This is a genomic window from Metabacillus crassostreae (genome assembly GCF_016908395.1).
Classification (GTDB): domain Bacteria; phylum Bacillota; class Bacilli; order Bacillales; family Bacillaceae; genus Metabacillus; species Metabacillus crassostreae.
Window position 1 is genome coordinate 243,086 of sequence record NZ_JAFBDU010000002.1, and the last position, 23,269, is coordinate 266,354.

A 23,269-nucleotide genomic window follows, 5' to 3' on the forward strand; every position below is an offset into this window, starting at 1 on the left:
TTATTGGAAAAAGAAGGTTTTTCTTTGGATTGTGATTAAGTATAACGACTTTTGACTTGGCTTTCCTCTCGTTTTTGTCCTTCATCGGCTCTATGACGGACTTTTGCTCGGGGCTTCCTCTCGTTCTTGTCCTTCATTAGCTCTATGACGACCTTAACTCATGAATAAAGCGATGCAAAAAAAGTCTTTAACACAAAATAAAACAAGGCTCCTTAACAGAGCCTTGTTCCTACCCCTAAACAAAACTATATATCCCAGCCAGCCAAATAACTTTTCGTATTTTCCAGCATCTCATTAAACATTTCCTCTGCGTCTTCCCTACTTATCGTTGCCAATAGTGGCTCATTAACAAATGTATTAAACGCTAGTTGTTTATCTTTAGTTAATGATGCTTTTAAAATTGATTCTTGATTTATAACATGTCTACTAACCATATTATGAATGTCTAATGGTAGTTTCCCTGCAAATACTGGTTGAACAGAGTCGTATTTGAATAAAGCATTTGTTTCAACAATTGTTCCAAGCGGCAAGCCTTCAATTTGACCTTTATTTGGATAATTCACATTTGTTACTAAGTCCTCTAAACCTAGAAGGGCGAGAATAATGTTTACTCCTTCTTCACTTGAATGGACAAGAGTAAGCTCTCTTCTACCTTCTATTAATGCTTCATTATGATTCACTTTTTCTTTTAAATCTTTTTTTCTGAAATCCACATGTGTTAGATGAAATTTCCAATCAGCTACTGTTTCTGGATTTTTCAAATATGTTGGTGGCATGAATTCAGCTAAATGGCGATCACCAGCAGCAGCTATTAAGCTATATTTTTTATATAAGTCGAACTTGACTTTATTGCACGATGAGAAAACACTATTTTTCCATTCTCCTTCTTCTTTTTCAAAGCCAGTTTCGTCATATTTTTCTACAAATTGTTTATAGTAAGGCATTAAATCATTGTTTTGGTAGCTAGCTTTATTTATCCATGTGAAATGGTTAATACCTAAAACATTCACTTTAATGTCAGAGCGATGCTGCACTTCTTTATCTAGAAATTCTTTTACAACTTCAGCTAGCAAATTCTGTGTTTCAAATACCTCATGACAGCAGCCAAAGGCTTTGATTTCTGGGAATACCTCATAAAGTGTTCGAGTGCAAAGTGACATTGGGTTTGTATAATTAATAACCCATGCCTTTGGTGCATGTCTTTTAATTGCTTGGGCTATTTCCACAAACATTGGAATTGTTCTAAGCGCTCTGACAAGACCGCCGGGACCAACTGTATCACCTACAGATTGATACACTCCATATTTTTCAGGTGTATGAACATCAGAGGCCATTTCCTCAAACGTACCTGGTAAAATAGAAATGATGACAAAATCGCTGTTTGATAATGCTTCTTCCATCGTTGTGACAGCTTCATATTTCCAATTACTTTTTGCTTCTTCATGATTTGATATTCTATTTCCTATTTGTGCATTGCGCTTGGCAGCTTCATAATTAATATCATATAAAGCAACAGTTCCTGAAATTCTACTTTCTAATGCGAGATCATTCATTAAACTTTTTGCCCATCCCTTTGATCCCCCACCAATATAGGCAATTTTAAGTGATTGTAAATTAGTCATGCAGATCCCCCATGTTCTTCATTAATTTTTTTGAAAAGAAACCACCTTATGTTCATAAGCATTAGCTTCATATATTCCTTTTGGAATGAATTCACCAGTAATTCCATCAACAGCATCATGAGGAATTGTAACCGAGCCTCCGTTTCCATCCATATTAACGATTATCCACACAACCTCATTGGATCCTTGCCTTGGAACAACGATTGTACCTTCTGTAACATCTGTTTTTATTAATACATTCGCTTCTTCAGCATAATGATTTAGACAATTTATTAGGAGCTTTTCACCAGATTCTGCGGTTGGTAGTGACCCAAGCATGACAACTTTTCCTTTACCTACAGAGTGTTCTGTCATGAATGTCTTACCTTTAGATATCCCTTCACTGATAATACCGACTGCTTTAGCTTCTTTGGGCTCGAAAATAGCACTCCATAAACTCAGTGGTGCAGCTTTCCCCATGAATTCTCCAGTAGATTCAGTTCCATCCATTGGGTATGTAAATAATGTTTCAACACCAGCTAGTTGGTCCAACTCGCCTAAAGCTGCGTCTGTATGGATTGTATGATGTTCCGTTCTTCCACCTGTTATAGGACCAACAATCCATATTCCACCGCCCTTAACAAAATCCTCTGCTCTTTTTCGATAGTCTTGTGTTACGTTATGAATAAATGGAGTAAATAATAATTTATATCCCTGTAAGTCTGCTCCTTCTGGAAGAAGATCACGATGGTAACCAGCTTTCACTACTTTTTCGTAAAATTCTACGACTAGTGAACGATAATCTAAGTTTCGATGTGGTTCTGTTTTCATGAATGCTTTAGCAATGTCTGAATAGGTTATTGCTACTTCAGCCTGTAATGGTTTTGTCGATAGAATGATAGACTCTATATCTATTCTTGCAGCTTCGACTTCCTTTACATTTTCAAAACCAACTGTTGGTTTACCCCATGCACTAATTACCGATCCGTGTGGCTGTTCACAGCCTGTTCGCTGCTGTCTCCAAAGCCAATAACAAAATGCTTCTCCCCCTAATGCATAGGCAGCAACAGCCTCAGCTTTTAGATAACCATTTGGATGTGGTGCAGCATGACTTTCAAGTGAAGCACTATATGATGGGCTCGTCTCCATGATCCAAAAATCTCTGTTCTTTTTAAAATTTCTCCATAAATCACAATTGAATAAATAAGCTGCAAAATTGCTTTGTTCTGCGTATGTATCAAATGAAGCAAAATCTAAATTTTTATATAATCTCTCATTATCAACATGAAAAAAGGTTGTGCTATTGTGAGTAATAGGTGCAGTAGAATATTTTCGAATAATTTCAGCCTGCTCATCAGCAAATTCAGCTATTTTTTCATATGAGAAAAGCTGATACATTGTTTTTAAGGATGAATTATGAAGAAATGGAGTTGAAATAGGCTGGGGAATTTGATCAAAGCTATGGTAATATTGACTCCAAATATGAGTACCCCAGGCTTCATTCAATCTGTCAATTGATTCATATCGGTTTTCTAACCATTCATGCCATAAAGTCTTACAGGTTTCACACATGCATTCACTAACATGACATTTAAATTCATTATCTAGCTGCCACCCAATTACACTTGGATGATCTCCTACTGCTTTAGCAATTTCTTCGGTAATAATTGCTGCCTTTTCTCGAAAATATTGATTATTCGTACATATATGTTGTCTTGAGCCATGAATCATTGTCTTTCCATCTTCATTAACATACATCCGCTCTGGATGGTTATGTGTTAACCAAATTGGAGGTGTGGGAGTTGGTGTACACATGACCGTTTCAATTGACTGTTCACTCAATTTCTTGATCATATCTATAAAAAAGGTAACATCAATTTCCCCTTCTTCTTTTTCAATGATTGACCAGGCAAACTCACCCATCCTTACTACATTGATGCCAGCTTCAATCATGTATTTTATATCTTCTTCAATTGCTTCCTCATTCCATAATTCAGGATAGTACGCAGCTCCATGATATAACTTTTTACTCATATGAAGGTATCTCCTATTATTAGTTTTTAGTGAGTGTCACTAAGCATTGCAACGGAATATTGCTATCAACAGAGTGACCTTACTAGATTAAGTCGATAAATACGTAACAAGCGGTAAGTCTAATTCTTTCATTCCTTCCACCACTAATTTTCCTATTTCCCTTGCACCTGTTTCTGAAAAATGCGTGTTATCTTCAATTCCATCAGGATAATTCGGATGAGTATTAGGCTCTAGAATTGTAAACAATTTCTTTGAGCCTTCTATGCCAAGCTCTTCATAAAGAGCTCTTGTTTTTGTCCATAAATCAATGATTGGAACTTCTAGCTTCTCTGCCAATTGAATCATTGCATAAGGATATTCGCCTAATGTATTTTCAAGACTACCGGATTGATCAAATTTCCTTCTATGAACAGATGTTAATAAAACAGGATTTGCTCCTTTGTCACGAGCTCCTTTAATATACTCGCTTAAAGAAGATTGATAAGTCGTATAAGGATCTGTACCATAGGATTTTTGATCGTTATGTCCAAACTGGATAAACAAATAATCATTTGAATTAATACGGTCTAAAATAGATTGGAGTCTTCCTTCTTCTATAAAACTATTTGAGCTTCTACCACCCATTGCTTCATTATGAATCCTCACATGGTTATCAAAGAAATGATGGAAAAATTGTCCCCATCCTGCCATAGGAGATTCATGAGATGGGCAATTAGCTGCAGTGGAATCTCCTGCTATATAAATCGTATGTTGATTCTGAATCAAAACTTCTCCTCCTACCAATCAATATTTTTTATCATGGCATTTAGTAGAATATTAGTTATATACTTTTTTATTACTTTTTATTAATTCAGCTAGAAATACAAGTGTTAAACCCTGTCCCCACCCCTGTATACGTTTGTATGGTACGTTTTTATATCCGTCAGCATCATTCATTACGGCTGTTCCTGCTGAAACCTTTGATACTTTTCCATCCTCTTCAATTTCTCTTAAAATACCATCAATTGATTTTTGGATATATTTATTATACAGAGAACCTCTTGTAAGCAATGCAGCTGCAATCGCTGATGTTCCTGAAATTTCACCATAAGAAGACGGATCATCTACAATTGTATGCCATAAACCATCTTCACCTTGCAGCCTAACTAAGGCACTTAATTGATCTCGTAATGAGCAATCAATAATCATATAAGAAGGGTCCTGTACTTCAACCAAACTTAATGCTTTTGCCATTGTTAATGCAGCCCATCCATTTCCTCTTGCCCAATAAATTGATGACATATGGTTTTTCGCAATATTATCCCACCCATGATAATAAAGATTTGTCACTGGATCCTGCAGAAAATCCTCATGACCATGATATTGTTTAAGTCCATCTCTGAAATAATCCTCACGATCTAGTAATCTCCCAACTCTTAAAAGAAACAAGCCGGCCATCATCATCGTATCTACCCATGCCTGTTCAGGAAAAACATCTTTTACTGAATTCACTGTATGTTGAAAAATTCCATCAGCAAAACGTGGTGCATCATTTTTAAGATATTCTGCCATCTCTTTAATAACATTCAAGTACTTTTCATCCTCTGTCACAGAGTAAAGTGTGATTAATGTATGCCCTATTGAAACACCATTAATAGACAACTTTGGTAGACCATCCTCAAGCCATTCATCTACCCATGTTTTTAATAAATCAATATATTCTTGTTTTTCTGTTGCTTCATAAGCTGCTGCTATTCCATAAAAAGCAACACCACCAGGCCAATCCCAATTAAAATCCATTTCGAATGTTCTTTTCACCACTTTATCTAGTACTTCCTGAATTTCTAATTCATCAAATTGAAGTTTTGGCATGTCATTTCCCTCCATTTTTGTTTTAACCATTTTTTAATATCTCATCTGCTTTTTCCCTAAATTTTCTTGCACCTTCTTCAGGAGTTATTTTCTTAAATAATATTTGATCGGAAATATCCTTTAATATTTTCATAACCTGAGAACTTCCAACTGGATCAGGGGGATAAAATTCTTCTGTTATCCCTTTTGCTCTTTCAACATAATTAAGTATTTTTACCTCTCCGTCAGTAAGTAAGGGTTTGATAGCTTCTGACACCTCTGATGAAACAGGTACTCCACGCTCACCCTTCATTAATTGGTTAGCTTCTACATTGTTAACGAAAAAGTCAATAAACTTTGCGGCTTCTTCCTTTTGTTTTGAGCTTTTAGGTATGGAAAAAAGCATACTCGGCTTTAAAAATAAAGCTTTGTTTTCATGATTCTCTGGAGGTAGATTCAACGTTAATGACGCTTCTGTTAATTGATCAAATCCTAAATATTGATTTGAATAGTTCCACGTAATTGCAGAACTTCCTTTTACAATAAAGTCACTTTCCATCCCTCTCACTGCAGTAACCTCATCTGGTGTTGGAAATGCACCTTCTTCAATTAAACGTAATTGCATATTAAAGTAATCAATGAATAATCCATCATCTTTATAAGCAATACCTGTTCCTGCATCATTATAAAATTGCTCACCTTTCGTTCGTAAATAATAGGGGAAGAAAATATCTGGAGGATGCATTCCGTTTGATCCATAAACACCAGCTGTTTTCTTAATATCAACAGTAAGCTGCTCCATTTCTTCCCATGTCCAAGTATCGTCATTGATTTCTACACCTGTCATATCCAACAAAATATCGTTTGAGATCACAGAGAGCACATTTATTCCTATTGTAAATCCGTAAATTTGTTCTCCAACCTTACCACTGTTTACAACATTTTCATCAATTGTTGAGATATCGATCGTACCTTTTTGTATATATGGTGAGAGATCTTCAAGTAAACCCTTTTTGCCATATTGAGAGATATACGCCATATCCATTTGGATAACATCAGGTAACTGATTTCCGGCTGCCATTGGAGGCAGGTTCTTCCAATAATCGTCCCAATTAGCAAACTCTGGCTCGATGTTTACGTTCGGATTTTGCTTCTCATATAATTCAATAATCTTTGTTGTGTATTCATGTCTTGCTTGACTTCCCCACCATGCCACTTTAATCGTAATAACTTCATCCATTTCACTTCTTCTAGGTTCACTTTCCTGACTGCAAGAAGTGGTAAACAATAGCAATAAAATGAGTGCTAAAGGTAAAAACTTATTCACAAAGACCACCCTTTTGTAAGTGTTTACATATTTAAGTTTAATAGGTTTTAGCTTGTAGTTTAATAAATATAATAGACAAAACTGTATAAAAAACAGGGATAATAGCTTAAACCTAAATTAATTGTAAGTATTTACATTCAGTTGGTCTACTTAAAATCACTCATTTAACAGATCTTTTTCATTTAAATTTTCAGTTATGTCCATTTCTCTTTTTTTACTTATTGCATTAAAAGCATTAATTGCTGGTTTTGTCATAACTAATGCAAATATATTACCACTGCATACTATTAGTAAAGGTGGTCCAAAAGATAATAAAATAGCTAATCCTACACTACTTACAAAGATCATGATTGTTGAAAAAGGTCTCATAATCATAATAAAAAAAGAATTCTTAAACACCTGTGAGATCTTCAACTCATAATGAACATACATTGGAAAAATATAAAATAGAACACAAATAAAGAGTATTGAAATGATTAAAAAAGGAACGGATAATAGATTTTGAATTTGTGGTGAAGCTTGCTGCAGGAAGTAATAGTCAATAACTAATACCGTTCCTGCCATTACGATAACCGCTCCTAGAATGTTACTTTTAATAAACTCTTTTTTGTATGATCTCCAAAAAACCTCCGTTATAGAAATGTCCATTTCTCCCATTGCCCACCTTCTGACCACAGCAAACATTGCTACTGTTGCAGGGAAGAATCCTAAAATAATGAAACCAAGTAATGAAAAGAAGATCCATAGAATATTTAAAAGTACTAATCTTGTAATCCATTCAAGAACGTTATTTACACCACCCATAACTCCATGTGTTTCCATCATATATGCCCCATTCCTTTTTCAATAATTTCTATCTTTTTCTTTATTTTTTCTAGATAAAAGATATAGAGGGTTAGCCTAGCTTAGCTAAGCTTAACCCTTTAATCCACTTGTACTAATTCCTTCAACTACATGCCTTTGGAATAAGAAGAAGATAACGAAAACAGGTACTAACGTAACAATTGACATCGCAAACATTGCACCCCAATTTGATACAGTTTCATTACTTAGAAACATATTTAGTGCCATTGAAACAGTGTATTTATCAGGACTATTTAAATATAGTACTGGTCCTAATAAGTTATCCCATGTCCAATAAAATGAGAATATTGCAGCAGTAGCCAATGCTGGTCTAATTAAAGGAAGAATTATTTTATAAAAAATCTTAAATGTATTACATCCATCAATAGTAGCTGCTTCATCTAGCTCTCTTGGAATTGTTCGAATAAATTGAACAAGTAGGAATATAAAAAACGGATGTCCGAAATATGCAGGTACTGCGATTGGTTTTATTGAATCTAGCCACCCTAGCTTTGCGAAAATGATATACTGTGGAATCATTACGACTTCATATGGTAGCATTAACGTCACCATCATGATTGCGAACCAAAAGCTTTTTCCGAAAAATTCCAGCCTTGCAAACCCAAATGCAATAACAGCTGAAGATATGACTTGACCTACCATTGTGAAAAACACTAGGACAACTGTATTTTTAATAAATACCCCGAAGGAGTTCCCTCCGATTCCTTCCCAGCCTTGTGCAAAGTTAACAAAAGTCCATGGATCAGGAATAAGTGATTGTGCAGTAACAAATATTGTTTCACTAGGCTTAAATGAACTCATTAATAGCCAAATTACTGGATAAAGCATGAGTATTGCAAAACCACCAACAAGAATGTGATAAACCCACCATTTAGGTTTTTTCATTTTTCGAACTTTCAATCCTGCTGTACTAGGATCCTGTTTTAATTTCGTTTCTGTTTGCATTGTTATTTCCCCCCTTCAGATTCATAATGAACCCAATACTTCGATGAGAAGAATATGATTGCAGTGAGGATACCGACAATGATTAACATCACCCATGCCATTGCTGATGCATATCCCATATTAAAGAATTCAAAACCTTGAATGAACAAATATAGTGAATAAAGAAGTGTACCATCTAAAGGTCCACCTGTACCCTTTGAAATGATAAATGCAGGCACAAATGTCATAAATGCTGCAATTGTTTGCATGATTGTGTTAAATAAAATAACAGGACTTAACATTGGTAGCGTGATTTTCGTGAACTTCTGCCAAAAAGTAGCACCATCAACACTAGCTGCTTCATAATAAGTAACTGGTATGCTTTTTAATCCAGCTAAGAAAATTAACATGGAGGAACCAAATTGCCAAACAGATAGAAGGATTAACATCCAAAGTGCTGCTGTAGGATCTCCAAACCAGCGAACATCTGGTAAACCGAATACTCCTAATAATAGATTGATAATTCCTTCATCACCAAAAATATTTCTCCACATAATTGCAACTGCTACACTTCCACCAATTAAAGATGGTAGATAGAATAATGATCGATAAAGACCTACTGCTCTAGATGCTGTGTTTAAAATCATCGCTATAATAAGAGCAAAGCCTAATCTTAATGGAACACCAGCAAACACGTAAATGAGTGTAACTTTAAGAGATTGCCAGTATCTTGGATCTTCGGTGAACATTTTTTTATAGTTTTCTAAGCCTATCCACTGAGGAGCTCCAAATAGGTTATATTTAGTAAAAGAAAAATATAAGGAGGCTAGTATTGGGATAAAAGTAAAGGCCAGAAATCCTATTATAAAGGGGCTAATAAATAAGTAGCCTCTTACATTTTGCCTGATAGCTCGTGTACTCATACAATCATTCCTTTCAACGGAACTTTATTTAAGATAAGGCTGTTTTCGTAAAATTTGTTGCTCTAACAATATTGAAGGAAACAGCACTTTATTAAGTCTAGTGGCATTTTTTCTTTCTGCTAGAAAAGGACCATTTATTCGATAAAAAGACTGTTTTCAACAGATAATTAAGGAAATTAGCAACAATCTTTCTTTCAGAAAAGAGCCTAAGATAAAGTCTGATAGCTGATCGAATATGATCAGCTATCAGTCTCTACTCTTTATTTATTTTGAGACAAGATACTTTCTGCTTGTTGTCTAAATTGTTTTGCAGCATCTTCGACTTTAAGTTGACCGTAATTCATTTGTTCAGATAAACTATCAAGCATTTCGATGATTTCACCAGCACCAATCGGATCTGGACCATCAAATGCTGAACTGTTTTCCTCAGCCCACTCAACACTATCAAACACTTGAACTTGTTCAGGAGTAAGAACTGGCTTTAAAGCATCCTTCACAGCTGATGAACCTGGGATACCACGATCACCTAAGATTAATTTATTTGCTTCTTCATTATTAACAAAGAAGTTGATAAACTTAGCTGCTTCTTCTTTATGCTCTGAATTATTCGCTACTGACCAGAACATACTAGGTTTTAAATATAAGCCATCACTTGTGTTAGGTCCTGGCATGTTTTGAATTTTTAATGGTCTGTTAGCTACTTGCTGTAACCCAACAAATTGGTTAGACCATTGCCAAATACCAACTGCTTTTTCTTTCACAACAGGGTCATCTTCAATACCTTTAACTTGAGCTAAATAATCTGGAGTTGGAGCAGCACCATCTTTAACTAATCCAGATGTCATTTCGAAGAAATCAACAAACAATTGATCATCCTCATAGCCTAAAGTTGTACCATCTTTGCTATATAATGTTTTTCCTTGTGTTCTTAAGTAATAGTTGAAAAATACATCTGCTTTCATACCAGTATCAGCAAAAATTCCTGCATCTTTAGCTTTTTTTGCCATTTCTTTATAATCATCCCAAGTCCAATCCTCTTTAAGAGAATCAATACCAGCTTTCTTTAACAATGCTTCATCATAATGAAAACCAACAACATTTACCCCTAAGTTAAAGCCATATAGCTTATCATCTATTTTTCCACCATTAACGTAGTTATCAGTGAAATTTGTTACATCAATTTGATCTCCAATATATGGTGTCATATCAGCTAACTGACCATTTTCTGCATATTGTGAGAAGTAAGAAAGATCCATTTGGATAATATCAGGCAATTTTTGAGCAGATGCCTGTGGTGCAAGTTTCTTCCAATAATCGTCCCAGCTTGCATATTCAGCTTGGATTTTCACACCTGGATTTTCTTTTTCATACATTTCGATAACTTTCAGTGTGTAATCATGTCTTGGTTCAGATCCCCACCATGCAATACGAACGGTTACTTCCTCTTCCTTTTTGTCTCCTGAATCTCCCGAATCTGAAGTAGATTCACCAGATGTACTGTTACCACTACATGCTGCTAGAGAAAATACCATGAAAACCGATAAAAACAACATCAACCATTTTTTCATTTTTTTATCCCCCTTGTTAAGAACTTTTTTGTTACCGCTTACAAACCTTATTTTATAGGGTTTATTAAACTATTAAAATGTAAAAAACAGTTAACAGTGTTCAAAAAACAGTGTATTGTGATTTATATGTCAGATAAAAGAGAAAGTCCATCCAACAAAAATGAGGCAGGGACATAAATTTTTAAGCTAATGAAAAACCCGAATTATTAAGTGATATGTCAATTAAACATTCGACCTAATAGTTCGGGTTTTTATTTGCACTCTTCAATGTTTTTAGATTTTGCATACTATTTTTAAGAACAAGTGTAATGGAGCGGAAGACATTTGACTCCTGCGGGTGCAGAGGAAAGGCTGAGACCCCACAGGCGCGCAGCTTACGAGGAGGCTTAGCTTCCTCCCCGCGGAAAGCAAATGTCTGCAGCGCAATGGAACGAACTTGTTTCTTTCAACTGAACTGAATTTAGGGATTATTCGTCTTTTTGAATGATTTCTTTAATTATGTCCCAGCCTCTATCTTTTTGCTGTAAATGGGTACCTGTAGAACCTTATTAATTAATTAATTCACTTTTTTATATTCTGATGGAGAATAACCAGTTATTTTCTTAAATACCTGACTGAAATATTGAGGGTTATCTCCAAATCCAATCGTCTCGGCTATAGTAAATACCTTAACATCATCCATTGATTGAATTTGTTCGATTGCTTTATTAATTCTAACTTCTGTCACATAGTTTGAAAATTTCTTACCTGTTTCTTGTTTAAATAATTTCCCTAAATAATCTGCGTTCATAAAAACTTTATTAGCTACCCATTTTAATGAAAGATCTGCATTACCAAGATTGTCTTTTACAAGATCAATCATTTTTTTGATAATTGCAGAATGATTTGACTTGTGTCTGTCATAATGAATTTGTGTGATTTCAGTTGCTGTTATGACAAAGAACTCCTTCATTTGTTGAATAGTGTCCATCTCAACTAAAGAAGACATCTTTCCCATATATTCCTGAAGATTACTTGTATCTGCGTTTTGAAGCATCATAAGGAATATTTGCATAACATAAGAACGAACTAAACTAATAGACAACCTACTTTTTGTTAAATCATTAAAGAAACGTGTAATCTCGCTTTCTACCTTTTCTAAATTTCCTGATTTGATAAATAAGCACAGACTTTGACCATCATACTCGTACCCAGCTATTTTATTTTCTTGATGTATATCGCTTTTTGTAATTATGCTTCCCTCACCTAAATAAAACCTATGATTCAAGCATTCAAGTGCTTCAAGATAAAGTCTTCTTACTTGAGTAATACAATCAACATCACTTATTGCAACAGTCATATCCATTTCATAAATATCGTAAAAATGATCTCTCAATTGTTCAATCTTAGATTGCAAGTTCGTAAACTCATGATCACTTACAAGAAATAAAACATATTCTCCTATACTTGTTGATAAAACTGATTGCGAGAATAAATCTTCTCCAAGATTTTCGATAACAAACATGTGTTCATAATGATAATCACCTTCTATTCGAAAAATCAGCAATCGAATGTATTCATCTTGAAAATTAACTTTTAGCAAACCTTCATAAAATTGAATACCTCTGTTACTATCAGGTTTACTTGAAATAAACTCTTTTAATAGCTGCTTCTTAACATAAGGCTGTACTTGATCTAAACGACTTTTAGTTTCTATTAAAAATTGAGATTTTTTTGCTTCACGATCCAGCTCCCCAATTACTTTATTTAACGCATCAGCAATACTTGATTCGTTACATGGCTTTAATAAATACTGTTTAACACCAAATTCCATAGCTTGCTTTGCATAATTAAAATCATTGAAGCCTGATAAAATAATAAATTTTATGGCTGGAAGCTCACTTGAGATTAATTCAACTAATTGTAAGCCGTTCATCCCTGGCATTTTAATATCACATATGACAATATCAGGCTGCTGTTTTTGAATAAAATCATAAGCTTCAAGGCCATTTCTTGCGGTACCAATTAATGCTGTACCTAAATCTTTCCAATTGATAATTCTTGAAATCCCTTCTAAAATAATCCTTTCATCATCAACAAGTAAAACTTTATACATAATCCCACCTCATCTGATATGGAATAACTATGAGTACCTGTGTTCCTTTACCAAGTTCACTATCAATTTGTAGTCCATATTCCTGACCGAAAACAAATTTAATTCTCGCATCGATATTTTGTAATCCAATGCCATTACCTCTAGTCTTCATATCACCATTTTTAACTTGTGCAAGCTGCTGTTTATCCATCCCTGGTCCATTATCTTCAACTAGTAAGTGAAGATAATCTTCTTCTTTAGAAGCAGTAACCCTGATCTCGCAGGGCTCTACCATCATCTCTAATGCATAATGAATGGCATTTTCAACAAGAGGTTGTAGCACTAGCTTTGGGATCATACAATCCTTTACTTTTTCATCAATACATAATGAAAATTCCAGCCGCTCTTCAAATCGAAATTTCTGTATGGTCACATAGTGTTCAACCATTTCCATTTCTTCTCTTACAGTGATAACATCATCTTTTATACTTATTGCATTTCTTAATAAATAGCCGAGTGATTCTACCATTTTTGATATCTGTTGTTGCTGATTTACCTTTGCTAACCAATTAATAGATTCGAGTGTGTTATAAAGAAAGTGTGGGTTTATTTGAGATTGTAATGCTTTAAATTCTGTATCTTTAATTAAAAGCTGTTTTTCATAATTCTCTTTAATCAAGTCATTTATCTGCTCAATCATGATGAAAAAATTCCGATGGAGAATGCCAACTTCATCGTGATATTGTGAAGGTGTAAAGCTTTCTGCTACTTTAAAGTCTCCCTTTTGAACAAACTTCATAGCTGAAACTAAATTTCCTATTGGGTTTGTAATTCTTTCTGAAAATCGGATAATTAATAAAATGGCTGAAATAGAAATGGTTAAAAACAAAAAGATTACCAAAAACTTGATCATTGTTACTTTCGCAAACATTGTTCCAAAAGGTAACACATTCCAGTATGTCCAGTTAGCATAGGGAGACTTAGAATAAGTAACAAAAAAGCTTCTTCCATATATGCTTTGAATTTGATAACCCTGCTTGCTATTTGTAGTTAATTGAAGTTTATCAAAATTTGCTAGCGTGGTATCTTCAGCAAAAAATATATACTCACCCTTAGAAATAGCAATAAATCCCTCACCTTCCCACTCTCTCGGAAGCTCTTTCACAATATCTTTCAATTTCACTTCTACAATCAATGTTCCTAAATTTTCTAAGCTTAGATTTTCATATGATTTAACCTGTCTTGCTGAAAAAATGGTATCTTCGTCATCTTCCAAGGATATCCAACTATTGCTTCCATTTTCATCTTCTGCTTTTTTCATAACATATTCTTTTTGATCATATAAAATCATTGAGGAAACTCCTCCAGCTCGAAATTCCTTTCCACTATGATCAAAAAGATGAATTGATTGGATATACCTTTCTGCACCTATATAACTAGTTAGTTTTTCCCAAACCTCTTGTTCAATTTGATATTTTTCATATTTTGATAAATTCTTTTTAGACCTTGTTAATGCGTGTTGAATAACATCATCAGTCAAGATTTTGTAAGTTACTTCCTCGATATTCTTAAGTTCATCCTCAATTCGGTTAGAAGACATAATTAAAACTTGTGAAGACTGGCGATATATTTGTTCATCATAGCTATTAAAAGCATATTGAAAACCCATGATTATAAAGGACAAACAAACGATTAATAAAATCGAGATAAATAAAATTAACTTGTATTTAATTTTTAAATTTTTATATTTATTTGAAATCAAAACTTTTAAGTTCTTCATCGTTTAGAACTCCAATGTAGTAATTTACTGAATCATGGTTAGGTAGATTTCAGTAATTCAGTAACCGCTTTCAAATTAAAAATCACAACTTCTCTCCCTTCTTGAGTAAAGAGAGCAGCCTCATTCTTGATCACAGTAAACAAATTCTGTAAACCTATTTAAGTGGGTATGCCATAGTCGACATTAATGCTAATTGAGGCTGTGTAGAATCTAACCGGCTATATTGAACAATAATTGGAGAATCACTTTCTACTTCAATAGAATACGGAACACCTAATGGTATAAAATCACCATTTAATTCTAAGGATGAAGTTCGTAAATGATTACTTCTTTTTCCTAGTACTTTTACTGGTATTTTTTCAATTGGTTCTCTGTCTTCAAAATAGATTGAGATTAAGAGCTTTGCTTCACTTTCATTTAGATTTACAATACAAATTGACTCATGACTAAGCTGTTCACCAGAACTTAGTGGTGGGATAAATCCGTCTGGGATAATCCAATGTAATTCACCTTTTTTCGTATTCATTATAATACCCTCCTAAACTACTTTTATATGTTAACGCATTTTGACATAATATTTCGATATTTTAAGATGCATCTGTTTCTATTCCTCGTCTACCTAATGCCATTTGGCGCCATTTCCCTTGTCGCCATCGCCAAAGCATGAGTAAACCTCTTAACCATTCATCAACAATAAAGGCTATCCAAATGCCTATTAATCCTAACTCTAAATGAATTCCCAATATATATGCTAAAGGAACGCTTACTCCCCACATGGAAAGGATCCCAATGAATACAGGAAATTGACATCACCTGCAGCACGTAACGAACTAATGACCACAGCATTAAATGCACGTCCAGGCTCAACAAATGCAGTTAATAGTAGAAGAATACTTCCTGTTACAATAATATCATGATTATTTGTAAAAAGACGGAAAATTTGGTAACTAAAAAGATAAAGTATTATTCCAATAATCGCTGATACAATAATTGCAATGATAAGACTATTTATACAGCGCTTATAAGCTTCATCAAATTTCTTGGCACCAACTTGATGTCCGATCATAATTTGCGTCCCTTGACCAATGGCTAAAGAAAAAAGCAGAACAAACATACCTATATTCTGTGCATAAACCTTTGTTGTTATTGCCTCTGTCCCGAGTAAAACGATAAAAGAGGTAATCACTAGCTGTGACCCATTAAAGGATAAATGCTCGCCAGCTGATGGAACTCCTATTTTTAGTATATTCCTTAGCTCAACATGTGGAATTTTTTTAAAAACATATGAAAATGGTAAACTCGGTTTCACTTTCTTAAATAAAATGAAAAACATCACGACTATTCCTATTAATCTACAGCAAATTGTTGAAATTGCCACACCCGTAATACCCAATACTGGAAAGCCAAATAACCCAAATATAAACATTGCATTTCCAACTATATTAATCAAATTCATAGCAACAGTAACGTACATAGCATCTCTGGTGAAACGATAACTTCGTAAAATAGCTCCCATCGTCATTAAACCAGATTGAAAACAAATACATCCTCCAACAATTTGCAGATAAAGTGTAGCATCAGCAATAAGTGTGTGTGAAACCCCCATCATGATAATAATCTTTGATGCGAAAAAAATAAGTGTAAGACCAATAATTAAACCGAAGAGAATGTTAGTTACAATTGATACTACCGCTATTCGACTAGCTTCCTTTAAAGAACCTGCTCCTAGATTTTGTGCAACCAGTACACTCGTTCCTGTTGCAACAAACCCAAACATCACGACGATGGCAGATAGAATTTGGTTCGATATTCCAACCGCTGCCACTGCATCATCTGAATATTGACTAAGCATAATTGTATCAGCGTTTCCCATCAGTAAATGTAATGATGTTTCAATAAATATTGGCCAGGTTATCGCAAATAATGAAAGCTTCTGAACAGATTTCTCTTTCGATTTCATGTTGTTATCACATCCGTGACAAGTTTAAAATATAAGCTACAATCTAATAATAGAACGCTTTCATTTAAGTCCTTACTGCAAATTTAATTACTATTATAATCAAGTAACTACAAATAAGACATATAAAATTCAGACTTCATGTATTAGAAAACAGTGCAATACTATTAATTAAGATAAGGAAGTTTATGAACCTTAAAAACTACTAATACCTCAGTAACATTTCTGAAATCCTAGCAATTCATGTTTACTTGCACACTGGCATTTCGATCACAAATAAGCTTTCCATCAAGTATATCTAGCTTTGCAATCTGAAGTGAAGTTCGCTTACTTTCGTAGGATTCCACTGATATTCCTTCTTTTCGACCCGGATGTGTAAAATAAAAAATAAATGCTTCTTGTTCATGAATATGAACATCAGCATGATAGCCAAAAGAACCATCATCATAGCGAGTTCCTGGAATATGTAGAATGGTATTGTTATAGTTCCAGCTTTTACAATCTTTTGATACATAAACAGCTTGACCAGCCCATTTATCAACAACCATCCAATAGTAATCCTTAAAATAGAATACATTAGGGCCTTCATGAGGAAATTCTGTAATCACTGGTCCAACAACTTCCCACTGATATAAATCAGTACTATCTGCTGCATATGTATAAGAGTTATGCTCCTCATCTTTGTACCACATTCTATTGCCACCATTAGGTAAGGTATGAACACAAGCATCAATAACATAATCAGAACTTAATTTGAGGATTGATTCAAATGTCCAGTCCCAAAGATTAGTACTTGTATAATGAATAATTTGTCTCTTATGTCCTTCCCATCGATTAGGTACTCCTTGTATATAACTTACATACATATGATAAACACCTTCATGATAAATAATCTCTGGTGCCCAATATGTATTTCTCCCTCTTTCAAAATCAAGACCTTGAAGGGTTCCTCTGTATTTCCACGTTTGCCCTCCATCAGATGATGAGGCAATACCAATGTCTGTTCCGTGAACCCAAGAAACACCGTCACAATGAACATTTGCACGTCGACTTGTGTAAAGTATCCACCATTGCTTTTCTTCGTGATTCCATATAATAGTTGGATCAGCAGCACCATCAAAAATAGGGTCACGAAATAATGGTGAATTCGTTGTGTTAGCTCTGGTCAATATTCTCCCTCCTACATAGTTATTTTCGAATTTTCAAACAAAGATATTTTATCTATTAAAAATTGTTACTTTTTATAGGAGATGGTTGATTGAGCTCCAGGTTGCTCGCTTTCCGCAGGGCGGTCGGCGAGCCTCCTCGTCGCTAAGCTCCTGTGGGGTCTCACCTGTACCGCACTTCCTGCAGGAGTCTCACACCTTCCGCTCAATCAACCATTGTTAAAGTACTTAGTCTTCAAGGAAACAACAATTTATAAAGCTTGTGTTATCTTTTTTCTTAGACTAGTACCTTTTATCCGATAAAACACTGTTTTCTCAAGAATTATTATTGGTTTAAAAACAATATAGTGTAATGTAGCGGAAGACACTTGACTCCTGCGGGTGTAGAGGAAAGGTCAAGACCCCGCAGGCAAAGCCGAGGAGGCTTGACTTCCTCCCCGGCGAATCTTGTGTCTGGAGCGAAATGAAACGAACTCATTAGTTTGCTAAAAATTAATATCAACACATTTTTCCAAGTATAATCAATTATTATTAAAGCCTTCCTTCTAAAAAAGACTTGCATAAAAAGAGTGCCATCACTCCTTACTACGAAGTCTAGTAAAGTGAATGGCACTCTTTAATTGATGAGATTATTTCAGATCCTCCATCTTAACAGCATCCATGTCTGTGAATGTATAATTTTCTCCTGCCATTGCCCAGATAAACGTGTAGTTGCTTGTTCCTACTCCTGAATGAATAGACCATGGTGGTGAAAGAACAGCTTGCTCATTTTGGACAACTAAATGACGAGTTTCCCCTGGCTCACCCATGTAGTGGAATACTCTTGATTTTTCATCCATATCAAAATAAAGATAAACTTCCATACGACGATCATGAAGATGTGCTGGCATTGTGTTCCACATATTGTTAGGTTCTAGTAAAGTCATTCCCATCATTAATTGACAGCTTTGAATTCCATCTGCATGAATATATTTATAAATTGTACGTTTATTTGATTCACTGTCAGATCCTAAATGTGTTGGTTCAGCATCTTCAATTGGAGCTTTTTTCGTTGGATATTGCTTATGTGCTGTTGTAGAGACAATATAAAATTTAGCAGGATCCGAAGCATTACTGCTTTCAAATAAAACTTCTTTATTTCCTAAGCCCACATATAAGCAATCTCTTTTATTTAATGTATAACTCTGACCGTCAACTAAAACTGTACCTTCTGCACCAATATTGATGATACCAACCTCGCGTCTTTCTAAGAAATAATCAGTTTTTAATGTTTCTTGATCTTCTAGTTTTAGAGATTGAGATGTTGGAATGGCTCCTCCAGTTACAACACGATCATAGTGTGAGTAGGTCATATTGATTTCACCTTGAACAAAAAGTGATTCAATTAAAAAGTCGCTTCTTAATCTTTCCGTTGTATATGTTTTAAAATCTGTTGGATTTGTTGCATGTCTGATTTCCATTATTTTTTTCCCCTTTCAAATTTGAGAATTAAGTTATTTCTTTAGACTTTGGCTACTTTCATATACATTGTTGCTATATAACTAGTGGAGTGGAGGCTGATTTTCGCTACAATCAACCTAACAAAGTTCCAAATCTTTCAGAAAAAGAGCCTTTATTTAAGAGCTCATCCAACCGCCATCAACACATAAAATATGACCATTAACATAACGCGAAGCATCTGATGCTAAAAAGACAACTGCACCTTTTAAATCATCAGGTGTGCCCCAACGACCTTGGGGAATTCTTGACGTAATATATTCATTACGCTCCTGATTAGCACGAAGCTGTGCTGTATTATCTGTTTCCATGTAACCAGGTGCGATAGCGTTTACATTTATTCCTCTACTTGACCATTCATTTGCTAGAGATTTTGTTAATCCAGCAACAGCATGTTTACTAGCTGTGTATGCAGGTACTCTTAGGCCACCTTGATAGGAAAGCATAGAAGCTATATTTACTATTTTCCCTGATCCATTTTCAAGCATATGTTTACCTACTTCTCGACATAGCTGAAAAACAGAATGCTGATTTACTTTGATCACTTCATACCAATCATCATCTGAAAATTCTTCAGCATTTGATCGACGAATAATACCCGCATTATTAACTAAGATATCAATATTTTTTGTTATTGCTAAAGCGTCATTGACTAGTTGTTCGGCTGCATGATCTTGTGATAAATCAATGGTAAGTTCATGGAATGTTCCACCAAGTGCTTCGATTTTACTTCGTGTTTCTGACATATTACTCATCCCAGCACCAATTACTGTTGCACCAGCCTCCGCAAGACCAACTGCCATGCCTTGACCTAGTCCTCTGCTAGCTCCAGTTAATAAAGCCACTTTACCTTTTAAAGAAAAAAGTGATTCCATTTCAATACCTCCCCTTGTGTAAATTTGTATTAAATTGTTCGTTTATGTTCACTATAGTTTGATTATAACATAAATAAAAGAGATGACAACGATTAATTGACCGTTTATCATCTCTTTTTGTTGTTTTTATATTTCTGCAAAATGTAAGTTTATTTCTCTATCTCTTAAGTTTTCTTTTATTGTTTCGTCCAGATTTGTATCTGTCACGATTTCATTTACATCTTGAATGGAAGCAAATTGAATTAATGCTACTTTTTCAAACTTCGTGGAATCAGCTAACAAGGTAATATGATCAGCACATGCGATAATTTGTTTTTTCCAATCAGCATGAATACTATTAAATACTGTTAAACCGTGTTCAATCGAAACACCTGTTGTTCCGAAAAATAGCCGATTCACCCTCATTTTACTTAGCATCTCTGTTGCTTGTGCCCCCATCAAAGATGATGATGAATCAATTCTTGTACCACCTAGTACCATCAAACGAACATTATGCTTTGACAGAAGCACATTCGCAATTTTCAAATCGTTCGTAATAACTGTTATAGGAAAAGCCCCTAATAGCTTTGCAATAGCAATTGTGGTGCTTCCTCCATCCATTAAGATTGTATCATTTGGTTGAATGAGCTTTACTGCCTCTCTTGCAATTGCCTCCTTTACATCACTATGACCTAATTGACGTTCAGCAATTGGGAGCATTCTTCCCTCATCTTCTACTAATACTGCCCCACCATGTATCCTTTTCAATAGTCCACGCTTCTCTAAGATTTCTAAATCGCCACGAATTGTTTTCTCTGTAACATCTAAGAGCTTACTCAATTCAGAAACTTTAATGATTTTATTTTTATCTAATTGCTCTAGTATTCTTTCATGCCGTTCAACAGCAAGCATTATTAGTCCCCCGATACTTCAAAACCATTCTATTTTAATGATACTATTATAGGCTACTATCATACAAAATCAAACGTATAAAACTATATTACTTTTTCCTTGCATCCTGAACAGCTTTTATAAATGCAGATGCTGTTTCTGTTATTTCACTTAAATACTGTTCAGAAAGCTCTTTTTTTGTATTCACTAAAGAACTTCCTACTCCTACTCCAGAAGCTCCTGCCTTAATGTATTCTCCAACATTAGCAACAGATATTCCCCCAGTTGTGATCAGTGGAATTTGTGGTAGCGGTCCATGAATATCCTTAATATAAGATGGTCCAAATACATTAGCTGGAAATACTTTGACAAGATCAGCACCATTTTCATAGGCTGAGAGAATTTCAGTTGGTGTTAAAGCACCTGGAATACTAACGACACCATATCTTTTAGCCATTTCAATTGTTTTACTATTGATCGTTGGTGAAAAAATAAACTTCGCTCCTGACATAATAGCAGTTCTAGCTGTTTCAGGATCTAAAACAGTTCCGGCTCCAACCAATACATCGTTCAGCTCTAAAGATGCTTTTTCGATGGCTGCACATGCTCCTGGTGTTTCAACTGTGATTTCTAAAACCTTTACTCCACCTTTACTTAGTGCTTCACCAATAACCGCAATATTATCTACTGTAGCCCCACGAATAACAGCAGCAACTCCAGTTTGCTTTATAATCTCAATATGTCCCATTTCTGCTTCCCCCTTAACGTATAACATCTTCACGATTATTTGATAAAAGCTGCTCTACTTCATCTCGTTCAGGTAAGCCGTCAACATCGCCATTTACCATTGTCACAAGTGCTCCAACTGCATTTGCACGTTCTACTGCTTTCCCAAGATCAAGTCCTTCTAGTAACCCAGACAAAAAGCCTGCAGCAAAACCATCTCCTGCACCTATCGGATCCACCACTTGCTTAACTGGAAATCCAGGAATTAAACCGCTTTCTTTTTCAGTGAAATAAAAAGCACCTTCTGCCCCAATCTTCAACACAACGATTGATGCACCATGGTTTAAAAATAATTGCCCTAATTTATGTGGATCACTTTCACCAAAAAGAAATTCTCCCTCAGCAACACCGGGTAAAATAATATCTGCTTCTGCAGCAATTTCTAGTAATGTTTTTCTCGCTTCTACTTCACCCCAAAGCTTTGTTCGTAAATTAGGATCAAAGACAATTGTCTTTCCTTCATTTTTAGCCAGCTTAATTGCTTCAAAGATTGTTTCTTTACAGCTATCACTAAGTGCCGGAGTAATTCCTGTAATATGAAGATATTTTGCTTTTGCTAAATACTCTTTATCTAGGTTTTCTGGTGATAGTTTACTTGCGGCAGAGCCTTTTCGATAATAATAAACTCTCGTATTATGCTGCCTTCTCGGTTCTTTAAAGTAAATTCCTGTTGGTGCATCTTGATCAAAGGTTACTTGACTTACATCAACATTTTCAGCCTTTAAAAAACCAAGAATTGCTTTCCCGAATTCATCATCTCCAAGCTTACTTATCCAACCTGACTTATGACCTAATCTTGCTAAACCAACAGCAACATTTGATTCCGCTCCACCAATCCTGTTTGTAAACTGTGTAGCATTTCTCATAAAACCCTCACTCGTTGGAGTAAATACCACCATTGATTCCCCTATTGTAATAACATCCATCTCACAATATCCCCCTTTTGTGTGCAATTAAGTTCGTTAACTACTTTTATTGTTCGTTTATGTTTATTAAGTATATAATGTTCTGACGATTTTCTCTATACTTTTATTGATATATTGAAAATTATGATGAGAATTTAATCTAGATGTTCAAACCTTATAAGCTCTCATCACTTTCTCCCTTTATAAAATTAAATAGTTCAAAAAATGTACAGGTAGCTTGCACACAAGTTATCAAAAAAATAAAGACTTATAATTTCATTTCATTTT

18 protein-coding genes and 1 pseudogene are annotated in these 23,269 nt (G+C 34.8%); all 19 read right to left on the reverse strand.

Features of this window, described 5'->3' with window-relative positions; all coding sequences use genetic code 11:
- Window positions 1–245: 245 nt before the first annotated feature.
- Complete coding sequence (locus JOC75_RS09030; RefSeq protein ID WP_204953739.1) at window positions 246–1,622, reverse strand: family 4 glycosyl hydrolase; 1,377 nt, start codon at window positions 1,620–1,622, stop codon at window positions 246–248.
- A 21-nt stretch (window positions 1,623–1,643) separates the two neighbouring features.
- Window positions 1,644–3,635: a beta-galactosidase gene (locus tag JOC75_RS09035; protein WP_204953740.1), complete on the reverse strand. Its 1,992-nt coding sequence runs from the start codon at window positions 3,633–3,635 to the stop codon at window positions 1,644–1,646.
- 87 nt (window positions 3,636–3,722) lie between these two features.
- Window positions 3,723–4,397: an SGNH/GDSL hydrolase family protein gene (locus tag JOC75_RS09040; protein ID WP_204954205.1), complete on the reverse strand. Its 675-nt coding sequence runs from the start codon at window positions 4,395–4,397 to the stop codon at window positions 3,723–3,725.
- Window positions 4,398–4,451: 54 nt separating this feature from the next.
- Window positions 4,452–5,486, reverse strand: coding sequence for a glycoside hydrolase family 88/105 protein (locus tag JOC75_RS09045; RefSeq protein ID WP_204953741.1), 1,035 nt, complete (start codon window positions 5,484–5,486; stop codon window positions 4,452–4,454).
- A 22-nt stretch (window positions 5,487–5,508) separates the two neighbouring features.
- Complete coding sequence (locus JOC75_RS09050) at window positions 5,509–6,792, reverse strand: ABC transporter substrate-binding protein (protein ID WP_420828018.1); 1,284 nt, start codon at window positions 6,790–6,792, stop codon at window positions 5,509–5,511.
- 156 nt (window positions 6,793–6,948) lie between these two features.
- Complete coding sequence (locus tag JOC75_RS09055; protein ID WP_204953742.1) at window positions 6,949–7,614, reverse strand: YesL family protein; 666 nt, start codon at window positions 7,612–7,614, stop codon at window positions 6,949–6,951.
- A gap of 93 nt (window positions 7,615–7,707) precedes the next feature.
- On the reverse strand, window positions 7,708–8,541 hold the full coding sequence (locus tag JOC75_RS09060) for a carbohydrate ABC transporter permease (RefSeq protein WP_204954207.1): 834 nt from the start codon (window positions 8,539–8,541) through the stop codon (window positions 7,708–7,710).
- 62 nt (window positions 8,542–8,603) lie between these two features.
- Window positions 8,604–9,503: a carbohydrate ABC transporter permease gene (locus tag JOC75_RS09065; RefSeq protein ID WP_204953743.1), complete on the reverse strand. Its 900-nt coding sequence runs from the start codon at window positions 9,501–9,503 to the stop codon at window positions 8,604–8,606.
- A 260-nt stretch (window positions 9,504–9,763) separates the two neighbouring features.
- Window positions 9,764–11,071, reverse strand: coding sequence for an ABC transporter substrate-binding protein (locus JOC75_RS09070; RefSeq protein ID WP_204953744.1), 1,308 nt, complete (start codon window positions 11,069–11,071; stop codon window positions 9,764–9,766).
- A gap of 556 nt (window positions 11,072–11,627) precedes the next feature.
- Entirely contained in the window at window positions 11,628–13,166 is a 1,539-nt protein-coding gene (locus JOC75_RS24230) for a response regulator transcription factor (RefSeq protein ID WP_204953745.1), read from the reverse strand.
- Window positions 13,159–14,925 (reverse strand): sensor histidine kinase, encoded by a 1,767-nt coding sequence (locus JOC75_RS09080; protein WP_204953746.1) that lies wholly within the window; start codon window positions 14,923–14,925, stop codon window positions 13,159–13,161. The genes JOC75_RS24230 and JOC75_RS09080 overlap by 8 nt, the downstream gene beginning before the upstream one ends.
- A 154-nt stretch (window positions 14,926–15,079) precedes the next feature.
- Window positions 15,080–15,451 carry a sensory rhodopsin transducer gene (locus tag JOC75_RS09085; protein WP_204953747.1) on the reverse strand — a complete coding sequence of 124 codons (372 nt, stop codon included), beginning with the start codon at window positions 15,449–15,451 and terminating at the stop codon, window positions 15,080–15,082.
- A gap of 61 nt (window positions 15,452–15,512) precedes the next feature.
- A pseudogene (locus JOC75_RS09090) lies at window positions 15,513–16,885 on the reverse strand (MATE family efflux transporter).
- A gap of 230 nt (window positions 16,886–17,115) precedes the next feature.
- Window positions 17,116–18,051 carry a glycoside hydrolase family protein gene (locus tag JOC75_RS09095; RefSeq protein WP_204953748.1) on the reverse strand — a complete coding sequence of 312 codons (936 nt, stop codon included), beginning with the start codon at window positions 18,049–18,051 and terminating at the stop codon, window positions 17,116–17,118.
- A gap of 626 nt (window positions 18,052–18,677) precedes the next feature.
- Window positions 18,678–19,508, reverse strand: a complete 831-nt coding sequence (gene kduI / locus JOC75_RS09100; protein ID WP_204953749.1) for a 5-dehydro-4-deoxy-D-glucuronate isomerase — start codon at window positions 19,506–19,508, stop codon at window positions 18,678–18,680.
- 156 nt (window positions 19,509–19,664) lie between these two features.
- Window positions 19,665–20,420 carry a 2-dehydro-3-deoxy-D-gluconate 5-dehydrogenase KduD gene (kduD, locus tag JOC75_RS09105; protein ID WP_204953750.1) on the reverse strand — a complete coding sequence of 252 codons (756 nt, stop codon included), beginning with the start codon at window positions 20,418–20,420 and terminating at the stop codon, window positions 19,665–19,667.
- A gap of 126 nt (window positions 20,421–20,546) precedes the next feature.
- Window positions 20,547–21,311: a DeoR/GlpR family DNA-binding transcription regulator gene (locus tag JOC75_RS09110; protein WP_204953751.1), complete on the reverse strand. Its 765-nt coding sequence runs from the start codon at window positions 21,309–21,311 to the stop codon at window positions 20,547–20,549.
- Between the two features lie 88 nt (window positions 21,312–21,399).
- Complete coding sequence (locus JOC75_RS09115) at window positions 21,400–22,038, reverse strand: bifunctional 4-hydroxy-2-oxoglutarate aldolase/2-dehydro-3-deoxy-phosphogluconate aldolase (RefSeq protein WP_204953752.1); 639 nt, start codon at window positions 22,036–22,038, stop codon at window positions 21,400–21,402.
- Between the two features lie 13 nt (window positions 22,039–22,051).
- Window positions 22,052–23,002: a sugar kinase gene (locus JOC75_RS09120; RefSeq protein WP_204953753.1), complete on the reverse strand. Its 951-nt coding sequence runs from the start codon at window positions 23,000–23,002 to the stop codon at window positions 22,052–22,054.
- Window positions 23,003–23,269: the final 267 nt, after the last annotated feature.

Coding starts and splice junctions, on each gene's coding strand:
- JOC75_RS09030 (WP_204953739.1), bottom strand. CDS start 1,622: ATGACTAATTTACAATCACTTAAAATTGCCTATATTGGTGGGGGATCA.
- JOC75_RS09035 (WP_204953740.1), bottom strand. CDS start 3,635: ATGAGTAAAAAGTTATATCATGGAGCTGCGTACTATCCTGAATTATGG.
- JOC75_RS09045 (WP_204953741.1), bottom strand. CDS start 5,486: ATGCCAAAACTTCAATTTGATGAATTAGAAATTCAGGAAGTACTAGAT.
- JOC75_RS09055 (WP_204953742.1), bottom strand. CDS start 7,614: ATGGAAACACATGGAGTTATGGGTGGTGTAAATAACGTTCTTGAATGG.
- JOC75_RS09060 (WP_204954207.1), bottom strand. CDS start 8,541: ATGAAAAAACCTAAATGGTGGGTTTATCACATTCTTGTTGGTGGTTTT.
- JOC75_RS09065 (WP_204953743.1), bottom strand. CDS start 9,503: ATGAGTACACGAGCTATCAGGCAAAATGTAAGAGGCTACTTATTTATT.
- JOC75_RS09070 (WP_204953744.1), bottom strand. CDS start 11,071: ATGAAAAAATGGTTGATGTTGTTTTTATCGGTTTTCATGGTATTTTCT.
- JOC75_RS24230 (WP_204953745.1), bottom strand. CDS start 13,166: ATGTATAAAGTTTTACTTGTTGATGATGAAAGGATTATTTTAGAAGGG.
- JOC75_RS09080 (WP_204953746.1), bottom strand. CDS start 14,925: ATGAAGAACTTAAAAGTTTTGATTTCAAATAAATATAAAAATTTAAAA.
- JOC75_RS09085 (WP_204953747.1), bottom strand. CDS start 15,451: ATGAATACGAAAAAAGGTGAATTACATTGGATTATCCCAGACGGATTT.
- kduI (WP_204953749.1), bottom strand. CDS start 19,508: ATGGAAATCAGACATGCAACAAATCCAACAGATTTTAAAACATATACA.
- kduD (WP_204953750.1), bottom strand. CDS start 20,420: ATGGAATCACTTTTTTCTTTAAAAGGTAAAGTGGCTTTATTAACTGGA.
- JOC75_RS09110 (WP_204953751.1), bottom strand. CDS start 21,311: ATGCTTGCTGTTGAACGGCATGAAAGAATACTAGAGCAATTAGATAAA.
- JOC75_RS09115 (WP_204953752.1), bottom strand. CDS start 22,038: ATGGGACATATTGAGATTATAAAGCAAACTGGAGTTGCTGCTGTTATT.
- JOC75_RS09120 (WP_204953753.1), bottom strand. CDS start 23,002: ATGGATGTTATTACAATAGGGGAATCAATGGTGGTATTTACTCCAACG.